Source organism: Pseudomonas sp. SED1, assembly GCF_034044025.1.
Taxonomy (GTDB): domain Bacteria; phylum Pseudomonadota; class Gammaproteobacteria; order Pseudomonadales; family Pseudomonadaceae; genus Aquipseudomonas.
Map to the genome: position 1 here is coordinate 1 of NZ_JAXCIS010000183.1, position 16,041 is coordinate 16,041.

The 16,041-nt window shown below is 60.8% G+C and carries 20 protein-coding genes; 9 read left to right on the top strand and 11 right to left on the bottom strand.

What is annotated here, in order from left to right; all coding sequences use genetic code 11:
- Nucleotides 1–45: 45 nt before the first annotated feature.
- Nucleotides 46–801, bottom strand: coding sequence for a spermidine synthase (locus SNL23_RS23535; RefSeq protein ID WP_167662549.1), 756 nt, complete (start codon nt 799–801; stop codon nt 46–48).
- Between the two features lie 118 nt (nt 802–919).
- Here SNL23_RS23535 and SNL23_RS23540 point away from each other — a divergent pair, with 118 nt between their 5' ends.
- The gene (locus tag SNL23_RS23540; RefSeq protein WP_003218681.1) at nt 920–2,266 is read left to right on the top strand and encodes a class II 3-deoxy-7-phosphoheptulonate synthase; all 1,347 of its coding nucleotides are present in this window, start codon (nt 920–922) and stop codon (nt 2,264–2,266) included.
- Here the strand turns inward: SNL23_RS23540 and SNL23_RS23545 are convergent.
- Both SNL23_RS23545 and SNL23_RS23550 read right to left on the bottom strand, forming a co-directional pair.
- Nucleotides 2,246–3,475 (bottom strand): winged helix-turn-helix domain-containing protein, encoded by a 1,230-nt coding sequence (locus tag SNL23_RS23545; RefSeq protein ID WP_318303736.1) that lies wholly within the window; start codon nt 3,473–3,475, stop codon nt 2,246–2,248. The genes SNL23_RS23540 and SNL23_RS23545 overlap by 21 nt on opposite strands.
- 45 nt (nt 3,476–3,520) lie before the next feature.
- On the bottom strand, nt 3,521–3,727 hold the full coding sequence (locus tag SNL23_RS23550; protein ID WP_318303738.1) for a DUF1127 domain-containing protein: 207 nt from the start codon (nt 3,725–3,727) through the stop codon (nt 3,521–3,523).
- A 70-nt stretch (nt 3,728–3,797) separates the two neighbouring features.
- Between SNL23_RS23550 and SNL23_RS23555 the strand changes: the two genes are divergently transcribed.
- Nucleotides 3,798–4,679 carry a LysR family transcriptional regulator gene (locus SNL23_RS23555; protein WP_318303739.1) on the top strand — a complete coding sequence of 294 codons (882 nt, stop codon included), beginning with the start codon at nt 3,798–3,800 and terminating at the stop codon, nt 4,677–4,679.
- Here SNL23_RS23555 and SNL23_RS23560 read toward each other — a convergent pair.
- Nucleotides 4,669–5,418 carry a sulfite exporter TauE/SafE family protein gene (locus tag SNL23_RS23560; protein ID WP_167662552.1) on the bottom strand — a complete coding sequence of 250 codons (750 nt, stop codon included), beginning with the start codon at nt 5,416–5,418 and terminating at the stop codon, nt 4,669–4,671. The genes SNL23_RS23555 and SNL23_RS23560 overlap by 11 nt on opposite strands.
- Before the next feature lie 108 nt (nt 5,419–5,526).
- On the opposite strand from SNL23_RS23560, the gene SNL23_RS23565 reads away from it, so the two are divergent.
- The 4 genes from SNL23_RS23565 to SNL23_RS23580 all read left to right on the top strand — a co-directional run bounded on the left by SNL23_RS23565 (nt 5,527) and on the right by SNL23_RS23580 (nt 8,723).
- A complete protein-coding gene (locus SNL23_RS23565) occupies nt 5,527–6,477 on the top strand; it encodes a LysR family transcriptional regulator (RefSeq protein ID WP_076017344.1) in 951 nt (316 codons plus the stop codon).
- A gap of 77 nt (nt 6,478–6,554) precedes the next feature.
- A complete protein-coding gene (locus SNL23_RS23570) occupies nt 6,555–7,007 on the top strand; it encodes a MarR family winged helix-turn-helix transcriptional regulator (RefSeq protein WP_318303742.1) in 453 nt (150 codons plus the stop codon).
- Between the two features lie 253 nt (nt 7,008–7,260).
- The gene (locus tag SNL23_RS23575; protein WP_318303744.1) at nt 7,261–7,680 is read left to right on the top strand and encodes an organic hydroperoxide resistance protein; all 420 of its coding nucleotides are present in this window, start codon (nt 7,261–7,263) and stop codon (nt 7,678–7,680) included.
- Between the two features lie 26 nt (nt 7,681–7,706).
- Entirely contained in the window at nt 7,707–8,723 is a 1,017-nt protein-coding gene (locus SNL23_RS23580; RefSeq protein WP_318303745.1) for an alpha/beta hydrolase, read from the top strand.
- Between the two features lie 65 nt (nt 8,724–8,788).
- Here SNL23_RS23580 and SNL23_RS23585 read toward each other — a convergent pair whose 3' ends face one another.
- Nucleotides 8,789–9,361, bottom strand: a complete 573-nt coding sequence (locus SNL23_RS23585; RefSeq protein WP_076017340.1) for an elongation factor P — start codon at nt 9,359–9,361, stop codon at nt 8,789–8,791.
- 49 nt (nt 9,362–9,410) lie between these two features.
- Entirely contained in the window at nt 9,411–10,544 is a 1,134-nt protein-coding gene (earP, locus tag SNL23_RS23590; RefSeq protein ID WP_318303746.1) for an elongation factor P maturation arginine rhamnosyltransferase EarP, read from the bottom strand.
- Between the two features lie 131 nt (nt 10,545–10,675).
- Here earP and SNL23_RS23595 point away from each other — a divergent pair, with 131 nt between their 5' ends.
- Entirely contained in the window at nt 10,676–11,044 is a 369-nt protein-coding gene (locus SNL23_RS23595; RefSeq protein WP_076017338.1) for a hypothetical protein, read from the top strand.
- Between the two features lie 15 nt (nt 11,045–11,059).
- A complete protein-coding gene (locus SNL23_RS23600; RefSeq protein ID WP_318303747.1) occupies nt 11,060–11,542 on the top strand; it encodes a GreA/GreB family elongation factor in 483 nt (160 codons plus the stop codon).
- Between the two features lie 5 nt (nt 11,543–11,547).
- On the opposite strand, the gene cysB is transcribed toward SNL23_RS23600, so the two are convergent.
- The 5 genes from cysB to SNL23_RS23625 all read right to left on the bottom strand — a co-directional run bounded on the left by cysB (nt 11,548) and on the right by SNL23_RS23625 (nt 15,477).
- On the bottom strand, nt 11,548–12,522 hold the full coding sequence (gene cysB, locus SNL23_RS23605) for an HTH-type transcriptional regulator CysB (RefSeq protein ID WP_010176165.1): 975 nt from the start codon (nt 12,520–12,522) through the stop codon (nt 11,548–11,550).
- A 104-nt stretch (nt 12,523–12,626) separates the two neighbouring features.
- Nucleotides 12,627–13,127: a universal stress protein gene (locus SNL23_RS23610; protein ID WP_017477371.1), complete on the bottom strand. Its 501-nt coding sequence runs from the start codon at nt 13,125–13,127 to the stop codon at nt 12,627–12,629.
- Nucleotides 13,128–13,190: 63 nt separating this feature from the next.
- A complete protein-coding gene (locus tag SNL23_RS23615) occupies nt 13,191–14,108 on the bottom strand; it encodes a 5'-nucleotidase (protein ID WP_063032090.1) in 918 nt (305 codons plus the stop codon).
- A gap of 14 nt (nt 14,109–14,122) precedes the next feature.
- Entirely contained in the window at nt 14,123–15,088 is a 966-nt protein-coding gene (locus tag SNL23_RS23620) for a putative 2-dehydropantoate 2-reductase (RefSeq protein WP_318303749.1), read from the bottom strand.
- The gene (locus tag SNL23_RS23625; protein ID WP_167662558.1) at nt 15,085–15,477 is read right to left on the bottom strand and encodes a thioredoxin; all 393 of its coding nucleotides are present in this window, start codon (nt 15,475–15,477) and stop codon (nt 15,085–15,087) included. Before SNL23_RS23625 ends, SNL23_RS23620 begins: the two co-directional genes overlap by 4 nt.
- Between SNL23_RS23625 and SNL23_RS23630 the strand changes: the two genes are divergently transcribed.
- A complete protein-coding gene (locus SNL23_RS23630; RefSeq protein ID WP_318303750.1) occupies nt 15,476–15,910 on the top strand; it encodes a PilZ domain-containing protein in 435 nt (144 codons plus the stop codon). The genes SNL23_RS23625 and SNL23_RS23630 overlap by 2 nt on opposite strands.
- Nucleotides 15,911–16,041: the final 131 nt, after the last annotated feature.

The following is a 16,041-nucleotide window of genomic DNA, read 5'->3' on the forward strand; positions in this document are numbered from 1 at the left end:
TAAGTAGCCGTTACCTAAATAACGGATATGTACACAATAAAAACCCTACGTAGCCGGCCGAATCGCCTTAATCAGCGACTGCAACGAATACCCCAAGCGCGACGCCAACCCCTCAGCCCGCGCAGACAACGCAGCCAGATCAAGCTCCTGATCCAGGTCCGCCGGCACCAAAAGAATCACATTCCCCTCCTTCACCGGCAGCTCCCAGTAATGCCGGTGATACAACCCACGCAACAACGCCGCCCCCAACGGCTTGCCGTCATCGGTAGCCCACTGATTAATCACCAACCACCCACCCGGATTCAGCTTCTTCTGGCAGTTCTCCAGAAACGTCCAAGCCAGATGCCCAACGCCCGGGCCAACATCGGTATACAGGTCAACAAAAATCAGGTCCGCCGACTCAGCCGAAGGCAGCAATTCCAACGCATCCCCAACGCGGATATACAGCCGAGGATCATCATCCAGCCCCAAGTACTCAATGGCCAGACGCGGCACATCAGGCCGCAACTCGATGGCCTCTACATCTTCCAAAGGCAAAAACTTCAGACAAGCCTGAGTCAACGTCCCGGCGCCCAAGCCCAAGAACAACGCACTCTCCGGCTGCTCATGACACAACGCCCCAATCAGCATCGCCCGTGTGTAATCGTATTCCAACCAACTCGGGTCAGCGGTAAACACGCAACTCTGCTCGATGGCATCGCCGAACTCGAGAAAGCGATAATCGGCCACTTCCAGCACACGGATCATGCCGAAGTCATCATGGACCTCAGCCAGCAGGCGCTCGACGCGCTCCTCAGACATTGCAACTCCTAACGCGGGGCCAACAGGAAAGGCGGGATTGTGGGCGAACCGGCAGCAGCAGGTCACGTACTAATTGCTGATAACATGACGGCCCGACCGCAAATCACTCGAGTTCATGATGAGCCAACCCTGGAGCCCCGACAGCTGGCGCGCCCTGCCGATCCAGCAACAACCCCAGTACCCTGACGCTGCGCACCTGTCGCAGGTCGAGCAGAACCTGGCGAGTTATCCGCCGCTGGTGTTTGCCGGTGAGGCCCGTGAATTGCGCCGTCAGTTTGCCGAGGTCACCCAGGGTCGCGCCTTCCTGTTGCAAGGCGGTGATTGCGCGGAGAGTTTTGCCGAGTTTTCGGCGGCAAAGATTCGCGACACCTTCAAGGTGCTGCTGCAGATGGCGATTGTGATGACCTTCGCCGCCGGTTGCCCGGTGGTCAAGGTCGGGCGTATGGCGGGCCAGTTCGCCAAGCCGCGCTCTTCCAACGATGAAACCATCGACGGCATCACCCTGCCCGCCTACCGTGGCGATATCGTCAACGGCATCGGTTTCGACGAAAAAAGCCGCGTGCCGGACCCGGACCGCCTGCTGCAGTCCTACCACCAGTCCACCGCCACCCTGAACCTGCTGCGGGCCTTTGCCCAGGGCGGTTTTGCCGACCTGCACCAGGTGCACAAGTGGAACCTGGACTTCATCGCCAACTCGGCCCTGGCCGAGAAGTACAGCCAACTGGCCGACCGTATCGATGAAACCCTGGCCTTTATGCGCGCCTGTGGCATGGACAGCTCGCCACAACTGCGCGAGACCAGTTTCTTCACCGCCCACGAGGCGCTGCTGCTCAACTACGAACAAGCCTTCGTGCGCCGCGACAGCCTGACCAATGATTACTACGACTGCTCGGCCCACATGCTGTGGATCGGTGATCGCACCCGCCAACTGGACGGTGCCCACGTCGAATTCCTGCGCGGGGTGAACAACCCGATCGGGGTCAAGGTCGGCCCGAGCATGAACCCCGATGACCTGATCCGCTTGATCGACATCCTCAACCCGGACAACGACCCGGGCCGCCTGAACCTGATTGCGCGCATGGGTGCGAACAAGGTCGGTGACCATCTGCCGAACCTGATCCGCGCCGTGCAGCGCGAAGGCAAGCAGGTGCTGTGGAGTTCCGACCCGATGCACGGCAACACCATCAAGGCCAGCAGCGGCTACAAGACCCGAGACTTCGCGCAGATCCTCAGCGAAGTGAAGGAGTTCTTTCAGGTGCATGAAGCCGAGGGCACGTATGCCGGCGGGATTCATATCGAGATGACCGGGCAGAATGTCACCGAGTGCATCGGTGGCGCGCGGCCGATTACCGAAGACGGGCTATCGGACCGCTACCACACTCACTGCGACCCACGGATGAACGCCGATCAGTCGCTGGAATTGGCCTTCCTGATTGCCGAGACGCTAAAACAGGTCAAGCGCTAAGAGCGCCACCCGCAACCGCGCCGCACTGGCCCGCTGGCAATTGAGCTGAATCTGCTCAAGCCCGAGCCAGTCGGCCATCTGCCGCAGATTCAGGGCCAACGCCTGCATCCCTTCCTCGTCCAGCCCCGGCTCTTCCTCGTGAACGGCATGCACCGCCAGGCGCCCGGCCGCCCGCTCTGCGCGTAAATCCACGCGCGCGGCGATCCGCTCATTGTGCAGGAACGGCAACACGTAATAGCCATACACCCGCTTGTCCTGAGGCGTGTAGATCTCCAGACGATAGCGGAAATCGAACAACCGCTCGGTACGGCTGCGCTCCCAGATCAGTGAATCGAATGGCGATAACAATGCGCTGGCGGGCACCTTGCGCGGGACTTTCGGCTCGGGCAGGCAATAAGCCGGCTGTTTCCAACCCTGGACCTCGCACGCGATCAATTGCCCGTCCTCGACCAGTTCCGCCAGACGTCCGCGGCTGTCGGCCGGGTCGAGGCGGAAGTAGTCCCGCAGGTCTTTTTCAGTGCCCACACCCAACGCCGTGGCGCTGTGCAACAGCAAGCCGCGCTGCGCTTCGGCCTCGTCCAACGGGGCTTGCTGGAGAATGTCGGCCGGAATCACACGCTCCGGCAGGTCATACAAACGCTCAAAACCACGACGCCCGGCGACGGTCACCTGGCCGGCGGCGAACAGCCATTCCAACGCATGCTTTTCATCGCTCCAATCCCACCAGGGGCCGGCGCGCTCCTCGCGGGTCGACAAACTGCCCGCCCCCAAGGCGCCTTGCTGCTCAACAATGCCCAGCACCCGCGCGATAGTGGCCTGCTGCTCACGACCAAACCGCGCCATTTGCTGATAGATGCCCTGCCCCTGGGCCGCCCGCGCCATGCGCCAGCGCATCAGCGGGTACAGCGCCATCGGCAACAAAGAAGCCTCATGCCCCCAATACTCGAACAGAGAACGGCGCCGCCCCGAACTCCAGGCGGCCTGTTCAAGAATCAATGGAGAGTAGTTACCCAGCCGGGAAAACAGCGGCAGGTAGTGCGAGCGCACCACCGCATTCACCGAATCAATCTGCAACACGCCCAAACGCTCAACCAGGCGATTGACCTGTGCGGCCTTGATCAACGCCGGCGGCTGGCGCCCGGAAAAACCTTGGGTAGCCAGCGCCAGGCGTCGCGCTTGCTTGAGGGAAAAGGATAACTCTGCGGGCATGTGTCTCTCCTTGTGTGCTCGCGAACCACCCTACTGCATCCCGCGTCATTTTCGCAGCGGATCTTCCCAAAAGTGCCGGCGGCTTTCCTGCTCGACATCGCCACGGTTGAGCCCGATATCCTTGAGCGCATCATCGCTCATGCCCATCAACAGTTGGCGCTCACGGTGCACGGCCAGCCACTGGGAACCCAGTTGAAGCAGCCCGGAAAACGGCCGCTTCGCCATCAGAACAAAGCCTCTTTGACCTTTCATCATCTCGCCCTCCAGTGGGGATGACTGAAGTCTGTGCCTGGGGCTATGATCAATCCAACGAATGTTTCTTATGCAATACATCTCGGAGATTGATCGATTGTCCAGCTACCCGAGTATCGACACTGAAGTGCTGCGCACCTTCGTCGCCATCGCCGATCAGGGTGGTTTCACCCGCGCCGGCGAGCAGGTCAACCGCACGCAGTCGGCGGTGAGCATGCAGATGAAACGCCTGGAAGAAGATGTGTTGCAGCGCAAGTTGTTCGAGCGCGATGGCCGCCAGGTACGGCTGACGCCGGAAGGCCAGGTGCTATTGGGCTATGCCCGCAGGATCCTGAAGTTGCACAGCGAAGTATTCAACACCCTGCGCGAGCCGCACATGGTCGGGCTGGTGCGCATCGGCACACCCGACGATTACGTGATGCGCTACTTGCCGGGGATTCTCAAGCGCTTCTCCAAAGCTTACCCGCTGATCCAGATTGAAATGCACTGCGAGTCGTCGTCGATATTGATGCAGCGCCGGGACCTGGCCCTGACGGTCATCAGCCGCGAACCCGGGAATGAGATGGGCGAGCTGTTGCGTAATGAACGGATGGTGTGGGTGGCCGCCCCGTGTTTCTGCCTGGATGATCACAGTGCCCTGCCCTTGGCGATTTCCGGCATGGACAGCTTCTGCACCCAATGGACCCGCGCTGCACTTGATGCCGTTGGCCGTGAATATCGCCTGGCGTACCACAGCTCCAACGGCGCGGCGATCCAGGCAGTGGTCGGCGCGGGCCTGGCGGTCACTGTCAGCATGGAGAGCCTGGTAACCGAAGACTTGCGGGTGCTGGGCAGTGAAGAAGGTTTCCCACCGCTGCCCTCGGTCAATCTGCGGCTGTTGCGCAATCCCGGGATGACTTCGCCGATGACCGAATGCCTCGCCGAATACATCCTCGAAGGCTTCAAACTTTAAAGGTCAGCATCACCGCGCAAACTGCCAGGAACCCGCAGAACAGCCCGCGCAACATACGCTCCGGCATGGCGTGGGCGACTTTCACACCCCAACTGATGCTGAGCAGGCCGCCGACGGCCAGTGGTAAACCGATCACCCAGTCCACTTCATGGTGCCAGGCGTAGGTCACCAGGGTCACGCTGGTGCTCGGCAAGGCCAGGGCCAGCGACAGCCCTTGGGCAACCACTTGGCTGGTGCCGAAAATGCTGGTCAGCACCGGCGTGGCCACCACCGCGCCGCCCACCCCGAATAAGCCGCCCATGGAGCCCGACGCCGCGCCCAGCACCCCCAGCCACGGCCAGGAGTAGCGCATCTGCGCGGAAGGTGGTGCGTTGTGGGTAAACATTCGCAGCAGGTTGTAGGACGCCAACACCAGCAGAAAGGCGATAAAACCCACACGCATCAGGTCAGCATCGATCCCCACCGCCCAGATCGAGCCCAGCCAGGCGAAGGAGAATCCCATCACGCCCAGCGGCAATGCATGGCGCAGTTCGATCCGGTTGCGCTGGTGATAACGCCACAACGCGAGCATCACATTCGGCACCACCATCACCAGGGCCGTGCCTTGGGCGATCTGTTGGTCCAGGCCAAAGAACACCCCCAACACTGGAATCGCAATCAGCCCACCGCCGATGCCGAACAAGCCGCCGACCGTGCCCAACGCGACACCCAGTGCCAAATACAACGCTAAATCTGCCACCACTTCGCTCCCGCCATTCCCGAGCCTTGCATGCTACGCAGTCCGTCCTAGCGCGGAAACGCACAGCAACGCACAATGGCTGTGCCAACTTCGCATAAGCAGCCGCTGATGAACCCCAATACGCTGACCGACCAACTGAGCCTGTTTCTGGATGTACTGGAAGCAGGCAGTTTTTCCGCCGCTGCGCGACGTCATCCGCTCACGCCCTCGGCAGTGGCGCGGCGTATCGACAGCCTGGAAAGCTCGGTGGGCAGCCGGCTGTTCCAACGCAGCACCCATGCGGTGGTGCCAACACCCGCCGGCCTGGCGTTTGCCGAGCGCGCCCGCCGGATCGTCAGCGAGCTGCAACTGGCGCGGGCCGAAGCGGTGTCGCTGAGCCATGCGCCTGAAGGGTTGATCCGCGTGGACGCCCCGGCCGCCTTCGGTCGGCGGCACCTGGCGCCTGCCATCGCCGACTTTCTCAACGTCTACCCAGGCCTGGACGTGCACTTGCACTTGATCGACAGCTTTGTCGACATGCAGGGCGAGCATTTGGGCAAGGTCGACCTAGTGCTGCGGGCCGGGCATATCGTCGACACCCGGCTGATCGCCACGCCCCTGGCCAGCATCGTGCGCATCGCCTGCGCCAGCCCGGCCTACCTCAAAAGCCGTGGCACACCGACTCATCCCAGCCAGTTGAACGAACACGACGGCCTGGACTGGGAAGGCCTGGCACCGATGTTCGCCTGGCGTTTTGAGTTGGACGGGCGCAAGGCCACCTACCGCCCGCAACGCATTCGCATGAGCGCCAACAACGCCGAAGCCCTGCTTTCAGGCGCCCTGGCGGGGTTGGGCATTGCGCACCTGCCCACCTGGCTCGCCAGCGAATACCTGGTGCGCGGCGAGCTGGTGCCACTGTTCTGCGAGAACGGCTTGCCGACACCTGAAACCGCCGGAATCTACGCCCTGCGCCTGGAGCAACACGCCAACGCCCGCAGCCGGTTATTGCTGGAATACCTCAAGGCGCGCTTCAGCCCGGTGCCGCCGTGGGATCTTGCGCTGCAAAGCGCCTTCGGCTGACCGAGCGGACAGAATTGTCTGGCGCGTTAAAGATTTGCCCGCTAGATTCAAAACCAGACACGTTTTAAGGCACTGCCATGACCAAGCCCCTCGATACCTGCGAATCCTTGCTGCTCGACAACCAACTGTGTTTTGCCCTGCATTCCACCTCGTTGTTGATGACCAAGGTCTATAAACCCCTGCTGCAAGCCCTCGGCCTGACCTATCCGCAGTACCTGGCCATGATGGTGCTCTGGGAAGAGGATGGATTGACCGTAGGCGAAATCAGCAATCGCCTGCTGACGGATCCCGGCTCCCTGACCCCGCTGCTCAAGCGCCTGGAAGCCGAAGGCCTGCTCAGTCGCACCCGCAGCCGTGAAGACGAGCGTGTGGTGGTGGTTGAGTTGACCGATGCCGGGCGTACCCTGCGGGACAAGGCGATGGATATTCCGCAGTGCATTCTGGGCGCCAGCGGGCTGGACATCGAACAACTGCGCAAGCTGCAGGGCGATTTACTGGCGCTGCGGAAAAACTTGCAAGTCTCCCTCTAAAGGCACCACGTATCAAAAAAAGTGGGAGCGGGCTTGCTCGCGAATGCGGTGTGACAGTCACTAGGTGCATTGACTGATTCACAGCATTCGCGAGCAAGCCCGCTCCCACATTTGCTTGTGCAGTGCCCCGCCATCGGGCCAGGCAAAATATTTTCCAAATTTATCTTGCGCACTAACTATTAGCGCGATACATTCATCTCGCCACTTACTTAGCGCGCAAACAATTAGCGCAAATACTGACGAGGAACTCACCATGCAAACTCTCTATACCGCAGTAGCCACCGCCACCGGCGGCCGTGATGGTCGCGCTGTTTCCAGCGACAATATCCTCGATGTAAAACTCTCCACGCCAAAAGAGCTGGGCGGCGCGGGTGGCCAGGCCACCAACCCGGAACAACTGTTCGCCGCCGGCTACTCCGCCTGCTTTATCGGCGCCCTGAAATTCGTCGCCAGCCAGACCCAACGCAAAATCCCGGATGACGCTTCGATCACTGCCCACGTCGGCATCGGTCAAATCCCCGGCGGTTTCGGCCTGGACATCGACCTGCACGTCAGCCTGCCCGGCCTGGCCCAGGACGAAGCACAAAGCCTGGTCGACGCGGCCCACCAGGTCTGCCCGTACTCCAACGCCACCCGTGGCAACGTCGATGTACGCCTGCACGTGACCGTCTAACCCCACGCGGTTTTTTGGAGAAGAACATGAACACATTTGACAAAGTACTCACCGGCACCCTGCTCGCTTTCTCGATCACCAACGCCTTTGCGGCCGGCGGTGACGTGGAGCACAACACCCAGGCGTTCCTGGATGCACTGAACGCCAGCACCGGCAAACCGATGGAGCAGCTGACGCCCAAAGAAGCTCGCGCCGTGCTGACAGGTGCCCAGTCGGGAGTAAAACTGACGCTGCCCAAGGCCGACGTCAGCCAGAAGACCATTCAGGTCGATGGCCAGCCGCTGAGCCTGACCATCGTGCGTCCGGCCGGGGTCAAGGGCACATTGCCGGTGTTCATGTTCTTCCACGGCGGTGGCTGGGTACTCGGGGATTTCCCGACCCACGAGCGGCTGGTGCGTGACCTGGTGGTGGGGTCGGGAGCGGCGGCGGTATTCGTCAACTACACGCCATCCCCTGAAGCGCACTACCCGGTGGCGATCAACCAGGCGTACGGCGCAACGAAGTGGGTGGCCGAACACGGCAGCGAGATCGACGTCGATGGCAATCGCCTGGCCGTCGCCGGCAACAGCGTCGGCGGCAACATGGCGGCAGTCGTCAGCCTGATGGCCAAAGACAAAGGCACCCCAAAGATCAAGTTCCAACTGCTGTTGTGGCCGGTGACCGATGCAAACTTCGACACAGGCTCCTACAACCAGTTTGCCGAAGGCCACTTCCTGACCCGAAACATGATGAAGTGGTTCTGGGACAACTACACCACCGATGCCAAGCAGCGTGCCGAGATCTATGCGTCGCCGCTGCGGGCCACAACCGCACAGCTCAAGGGTTTGCCACCTGCGTTGATTCAGACCGCAGGCTCCGATGTGCTGCGTGACGAAGGCGAAGCCTACGCCCGCAAGCTGGATGAAGCCGGTGTGCCGGTGACCGCCGTGCGCTACAACGGCATGATTCATGACTACGGTTTGCTGAACGTCGTCAGCCAGGTACCGGAAGTTCGCTCGGCGCTGCTGCAAGCGTCCGAGGAGCTGAAGCAACACTTGAAATAAAAAACAGCGCCCACAAAAAAGCCCGACTCATGGTCGGGCTTCTTGTTGTACCGGTGGCGCAAGAATTACTTCTTGGCGCGACCTTTGTACGAACCACCTTCACGGGTGTCGATCTCGATCATGTCGCCGATTTCGATGAAATCTGCAACCTGCAGTTCGGTACCGTTGCTCAGTTTGGCAGGCTTCATCACCTTGCCCGAAGTGTCGCCGCGAGCGGAACCTTCGGTGTAGTCGACCTTACGCACGATGGTGGTCGGCAGCTCTACGGAAACCAGGCGCTCTTCGAAGAAAATGGCTTCGCAGACGTCGTCCATGCCTTCTTCGATGAACGGCAGAACGGCTTCGATATCTTCAGCGTTCAGCTCGTACATGGTGTAGTCGGTGGTGTCCATGAACGTGTAGGTGTCGCCGCTGATGAAGGACAGGGTCGCTTCTTTGCGGTCGAGGATCACGTCGTCCAGTTTGTCATCGGCGCTGTAGACGATCTCGGTCTTGTAACCGGTCAGCAGGTTCTTCAGCTTGGTCTTCATGATTGCGCTGTTACGACCAGACTTGGTGAACTCAGCTTTCTGAACCAGCCAAGGGTCGTTTTCGAGACGGATCACTGTACCGGGTTTCAGTTCTTTACCAGTTTTCATTGCGAATATCCGAAATTTGGATGGGATTTACAAAAATCAAGGTCGCGTATCATATCCAATTTACATAAAACTGTACCAGCGCCGTCGCAAGATCGGTCCGCGAGCCTTGTTCCAGAGCCCATTTCTCGGCATTCGCGGTCACTTCCGGCCAGTGTTCCAGCAGCATTTTCCAGCTATGTGCCATATCGCCATCAGCGTTCCAGGCTTGCCAAAGGCTGACCAACGCGGTTTTCGCGGCGGGTGACAGGCCGTTGGTATACAGATCGAGGAAGGCATCGAGTTTGTCCAGGTGAATGTCTTCGTCCTGGCGATAGATGTGCCACAACAACGGCCGGCCCGCCCATTGCGCCCGCACAAACGAGTCTTCACCGCGTACGGCATTGAAGTCGCAGCACCACAACAGGCGGTCGTATTGCTCCTGGCGCACGAATGGCAGCACTTGCACGGTCAGGGCATCGCGCTGGAACACAACGCCGACGCTCAACGACTCGACACCCAGCCAGCGCTGCACGTCACCGAGAATTCGCCCTTCGGGCACCAGCAGATGAGTGGCGCGTCCATCGGCCGCCAGCACGTCGAGCCAACTGGCCAGCCCGGCGTTTTCATAGGCGAACAACGACATCAGTCGCGCACCGGCTGCCGGGAAAACCCCGAGCGCCTGCAAAAAGTGTTGCCGGGCGATGGCGTCTTGCTGGAAGGCATCGCGCTGTTCCAGCAGCCCGTCCTCGCGCAGCAAGCCTCCGGTACCGGGACGGAAACCCGGAAAGAAGAAGTACTTTTGCACGCCCTTGAATTTCACCGACGGCAGGCCGTGACAGCCGACCACCCAGTCCTCGGCGCTCAGGTAATCCAGGTTCATCCACAGCGGCGTGCGTTCGCGCGCGGCCATCGCTTCCATATAGTCCGGCGGCAGTTGGCAGGCGAACGCAGCGATCACCACGTCTGCCGCGTCGGTCGCCGGCCAGTCGGCTGGCCAGTAGCGCACGTCAACGCCCTCTTGCCACTGCTGGTGCACCTGCACGTCAATCTCGGGGCACATGCGTTCGAACGCCCGCAGGTCATCGACCCACAAACGCACCGCGCAACCTTGTTCCGCCACCAATTGCCGGGCCAGGCGCCAGGTCACGCCGATGTCGCCGTAGTTATCGACGACGCTGCAAAAAATATCCCAGCGGGCTTTCATTCCGGGCTCCAACGCTCAAAGGCTCGATTGTCCGTATAAATGCCTCGATTGCGAAGGGTTGATCGCGATTATTCTGCACGTGGCTGTGGGACAATCGGCGCCATGCCGCACGTGCCTGCCAGGAGGCCACCATGTCTGATCGTTCGTTCTCGCTGTTCAAGCTCAGCATCGCCGTGGCCTTCGGCCTGTGGCTGGGGTTTATTGCCATCGTGCTGAGCCTGTGGCTGGCGTCCCGCTACCTGCCTGAGCAAACCGTAGCCCCAGTGGCCCGAGTGGTGCAGCAGCTGGGCAAGCCGGAGGTGGTTGCACCAGAGCCGCCGAACCGGATGTTCGAGCAGTACCAGGAGAACCTCCGCAAGCAGGAGCAACAGCAAACCCTGGAGCAGGCCCGCAACAACCCGCGCAACCTGTCCAACCCCAAATGCCAGTTCTGGCTGCAACAGGACCAGAACGCTCCCAACGACAAGAGCCGGGCCAACGTCCTGCAATTTTGCGATTGATCACGAAAGCCGCCCATGAATAAGCACGCCGTTCACCAACTGGTCCTGGACAAACTCGCGGTCGATCTCGATATCGCCCAGCGCGCCGCGCAAACCGCGTATGAAACCGCGACCCACGAAGAAAACATCGCCGAGAACAAATACGACACCCTGGGGCTGGAAGCGTCCTACCTGGCCGCAGGCCAGGCCCGGCGCGTCGAAGAAATCAGGCAGGCGCTGACGCTCTGCCAGAACATGCAACTGCGTGCCTACGATGACCAGCGCGGTATCGAGGTGGGCGCATTGCTGGGGCTGGTGGATGAAAACGATCGCCAGCAGTGGCTATTCCTGGCACCGGACGGCGCAGGGTTGAAGGTCGATGTGGTGGGGCAACCGGTGACCGTCATCACCCCACGCTCGCCTCTGGGCAAAAGCCTGCTGGGCAAGTTCGAAGGGGATGAGGTGGAGATTCTGGTGGGAGGCGCTCGGCAACAGTTTGCTGTTACCGAGGTCAAGTAAGCCGATCAGTGAACCGGTAGTTCAACGCCGTCGAACAGCTCTTCCAGCTCCTGCTTGTTATGGCACTGGATGGCCTTGGCCATCACTTCGCGCGTCAGGTGCGGCGCGAATTTCTCGATGAAGTCGCACATGAAACCGCGCAGGAAGGTGCCGCGACGGAAACCGATCTTGGTCACACTGGACTCGAACAGTTCGCTGGCATCAAGCACCACCAGGTCACTGTCGAGCTTGGTATCGACCGCCATCTTGGCGACGATACCGACGCCCAGGCCCAGGCGTACATAAGTCTTGATGACGTCGGCGTCGGCAGCGGTGAACACCACTTTCGGCGTCAGGCCACGATGGCTGAAGGCTTCGTCAAGTTTCGAACGGCCGGTAAAACCGAATACGTAAGTCACGATCGGGTACTCAGCCAGGGCTTCCAGAGTCAGCTTCGGCAGCTTGGCCAGTGGGTGACCTTGAGGCACTACCACACAGCGGTTCCAGCGATAGCACGGCATCATCACCAGGTCGCCGAACAACTCCAGGGCTTCGGTGGCAATCGCGAAATCGACGGTGCCGTCGGCGGCCATCTCGGCGATCTGCATCGGCGAACCCTGGTGCATGTGCAACGCCACGTCCGGGTACTGCTTGATAAAGCTGCTGATCACCGGCGGCAGCGCATAACGCGCCTGGGTGTGGGTGGTGGCGATCGACAGGGTGCCCTTCTTCTCGTTGGAGAATTCCTGAGCGATCTGCTTGATGCTTTCGACCTTGCGCAGAATCTCGCCGGCAGTGGTGATGATGCGCTCACCGGCCGGGGTGACGCGGGTCAGGTGCTTGCCGCTGCGCGCGAACACCTCAACGCCCAACTCATCTTCGAGCAGGCGGATCTGCTTGCTGATACCGGGTTGCGAGGTGTAAAGGCTTTGAGCAGTAGCGGAAACGTTGAGGTCGTGGTGCGCCACTTCCCAGATGTAGCGCAGTTGTTGAAGCTTCATATGTGTCCCTCAAAGCGGATAGACGCCACGGGTATCAGCGACGGTATATAACTATATTAAAGGTTAGACGTATAAATCTAGAACTTTTTATCGTTTTCTACCAATCACACGTCATCACTGCGACGACGCTGCAACAGCGGCACCAGGTACACCGGCACCTGCGACAACTGCAGCACCCGTGCGGCGGTTCTCCCCAGAGGCGTTGCCACCCCGACCGCCTGGCTGTGACTACCTACGATCAACAAATCCACGGAGAGTTTCTGCGACTGGTCGAGAATCACTTCACAGGGATCGCCCTGGATCACTCGCACCGAACGGATCAACTTGAGGTCCTGCTCCCCTTCCCCCAGCTCCTCGCGAAAACTGTCGAGCACCCGTTGCTCGATGGTTGCCATCACCGTTGTCAGCCCCTGGCTTTGCCATTCACTCAAGGCCTTCTCATCAAGGTAGCTCTGCAACACGGATTCGGCGAACAGCCCGATGGGCTCGACCACGTGAATCACGTACAGATCAGCCTTGAACGTTCGCGCCAGCGCCAGGGCATGTTGCATCACATAAGGCGCATACAGACCCAGATCAGTGGCGTACAGCATCGAACGAATCATAGAACCTCCTGGGCAGCCAGGATGGCGGGGATTGATTCAGCTTAGCAGCGCCTTTGGCAGTGCTCAGCCCTCGGTCTGAATTTTCAACTCGTTACTGATGCCATGGGGTACGTGCCCGGTGGCCACGAACTCCCGGGCCTTCTCGCAATGCCCTTCCTGGTCATCGAAAAACACATCGGCGGCAAAGGCCTCAAGGAACGCCGACTTCTCCAGGCCACCGAGGAACAGCGACTCGTCGAGACGGATGTCCCATTCGCGCAGCGTGCGAATCACCCGCTCGTGGGAAGGTGCCGAACGGGCGGTGACCAGCGCGGTGCGGATCGGGCAGGACTCGTCCGGGAACTCACGTTGCAACAAGTTGAGCGCCGCCAGGAAGCCCTTGAACGGTCCGCCGCGCAACGGCTCGCGTGCCGACTCCCGCTCGCTGGCCTGGAAGGCTTCAAGACCTCCCGACTGATAGACGCGCTCGGACTCGTCGGAAAACAGCACCGCGTCACCATCGAAGGCGATCCGCAATTCAGCACTCGAGGCCCGACGTGCACCGCCCGACAGAATCGTCGCTGCGGCAAACCCGGCATCCAGGGCGCTGCGCACATCCTCGGCATGGGTGGACAGAAACAGGTGGCAACCAAACGCCGCCAGATAAGGATAAGGACTGCGCCCGCCGACAAACGCAGCGCGGGAGATATCCAGGCCGTAATGCTGGATCGAATTGAACACCCGCAGGCCGGTGTCGGCACTGTTGCGCGACACCAGCACCACCTCGACCCGGGCACGGCCGAGGCTGGCGTTGAGGCTCAGGAGTTTCTTCACCAGCGGGAAGGCGTCGCCGGGCTCGAGGATTTCATCCTCGTGGTCGATCTGGTACTTGCGATAGGTCTCGACCCCTTGGGCCAGGTAGACCTTGTGGCTTTCGCTCAGGTCGAACAGCGCCCGCGAGGAAATCGCCAGCACCAGTTTGTCGCCCAATCCCTTTGCCATGGTGTTCCCCCCAATCAGCGGTTATGCCGATCCATAAAACTCAAGGCCTGGTAGAGCGCCTGCATGCGTGGCAATTCACAACCGGCCGCTTTTGCCGCAGCCAAGGGCCGTGCGTAAATCGCCGCCAGTTCCAGCGGGCGCTTGTTCGCGTAATCGTGATACATGCTGGGCAGGTAGTCATCCATGCTTTCGGTCATGGTGAACATCTGCCCGGCGTAACTGGCGGGGATTTCATGCCCGCAGGCGTGGGCGGCCTGTACCACTTCGGCCATCAGCGCCTGAATCAGTTCGCGACTCGACTCATCCGCCATCATCGCCGTGGTGCCGGTGCCGAACAATACGGAGAGACCGTTGTAGGGCACGTTCCACACCAGTTTATGCCAGCGTGCCTGATGCACATTGGCCATGGCCTGGGAGTCGATGCCGGCCTGGTGAAACAGCGCGGCGCCTTCTTCGACAATCGCCTGCCGGCTGGCCTCGTCGTTAGCTGCCGGACCACTGTGGTAACCCAGGTTGACCCGGCCCAGCGCCTGATGCTCGACAACTCCGGGGCCGGAGCGGTGCACGCCGATGTAGCACAGGCCACCCAGCAGGTGCAGCGACGGCGGCAGGTGTTCCCGCAGGCTATCTTCGACATCAAGACCGTTTTGCAACAGCACGACCTTGGCGTCCGGAGCGGCGATCTGGGCGATGGTTGGGGCCAGTTCGACATTCCCCGTCGACTTGGTGCCCACCAGCAGCCAGTCGCATGGCGGCATGTCCGCGGCGCGGGCATAGGCCTGCACCGGGTGCAGGTGCAAGGTCCCGTGGAGGGTGCTGTTAAGTTGCAGGCCGCGCTCACTGACTGCCGCGTACTCGCTGCGCAGCAGGAAATGCACATCGAAACCGGCACGCGCGAGCATCACACCATAGAAGCCACCGATGGCCCCGGTGCCGATAATCCCGATCCGTGGCGACTGTGTTTTTGCAACTTCGGTCATGGCAATTCCTCTGGTATTCGTTTGAGCGCCTGCTGCACACCCTGAGTCAGGTCGCCGGCGGTCAGACGCGTCAGTGACGCTAATATTCCATGGAATTTCCCGTCACACACCACAAACAACGCCGGCAGATGAAAGATTTCGTAGCGTTCCACCGCGCCGCCATTGTGGCCTGCATCCACCCAACAGACCCGGTCCACGGGCAAATCCCAACCGGGCAGTTGCTGGTGCAGGAAGCGGCAGCGCGAGCATCCGTCGCCGGTGAACACCACCAGCGAGGTGCCGGGAAGCCCCAATAATTGCTGGTCGATATCCAGATCGGTAAGGTGCAGTTCTTTCACTATACTGCTGCCACCGCCGTCAACTGGACGGTGCTCGGAGTCCGTGTGCATGGGTCGTTTCTTTCCTCACCCTGATGATGTCGCTGTCGAATTAACCCAACGTCCCATTTCCGGCATTTCCCGCCAACGGCTGCACACTATCGGCCTGGGCGGCGTCGCATGCAATTACCCGCGCGCCTGGCGCCAGGGCACCGCCATCGAGATGCGCATCCCTTCATTGGGCCTCACGGCCCGCTATCCGGGCTATGTAGCGTGGTGCCGCAAGGCTGAAAACGGCTACCGCGTCGGCATCACCTTTACTGATGAGCAGGCCTTGTTCGGGGCACGGATGGGCGAGCAAGTGTGCCAGATCCAACGTTACTGCCGACTCCACGAAGGCGCCAGGCCAACACCCCGGCAGAGCGAAGCGCTGGCCCGGGAATGGGTCACGCGCCATGCCGGCGAGTTCTCCCAGGAGGCTTTTGTGCAGCCAGTGCTGGATTAAAGCGACCTTTGCCCATTGTCTCGCAACCTTGTAACGCGCTAAGGTTCGGCTCCCCGCTGCACTTAAATCATGCTGTGCTCCGCCGCACGGGGATCGCTGGCGGCCGGCACCCGTGACCCTGACGAGTAACA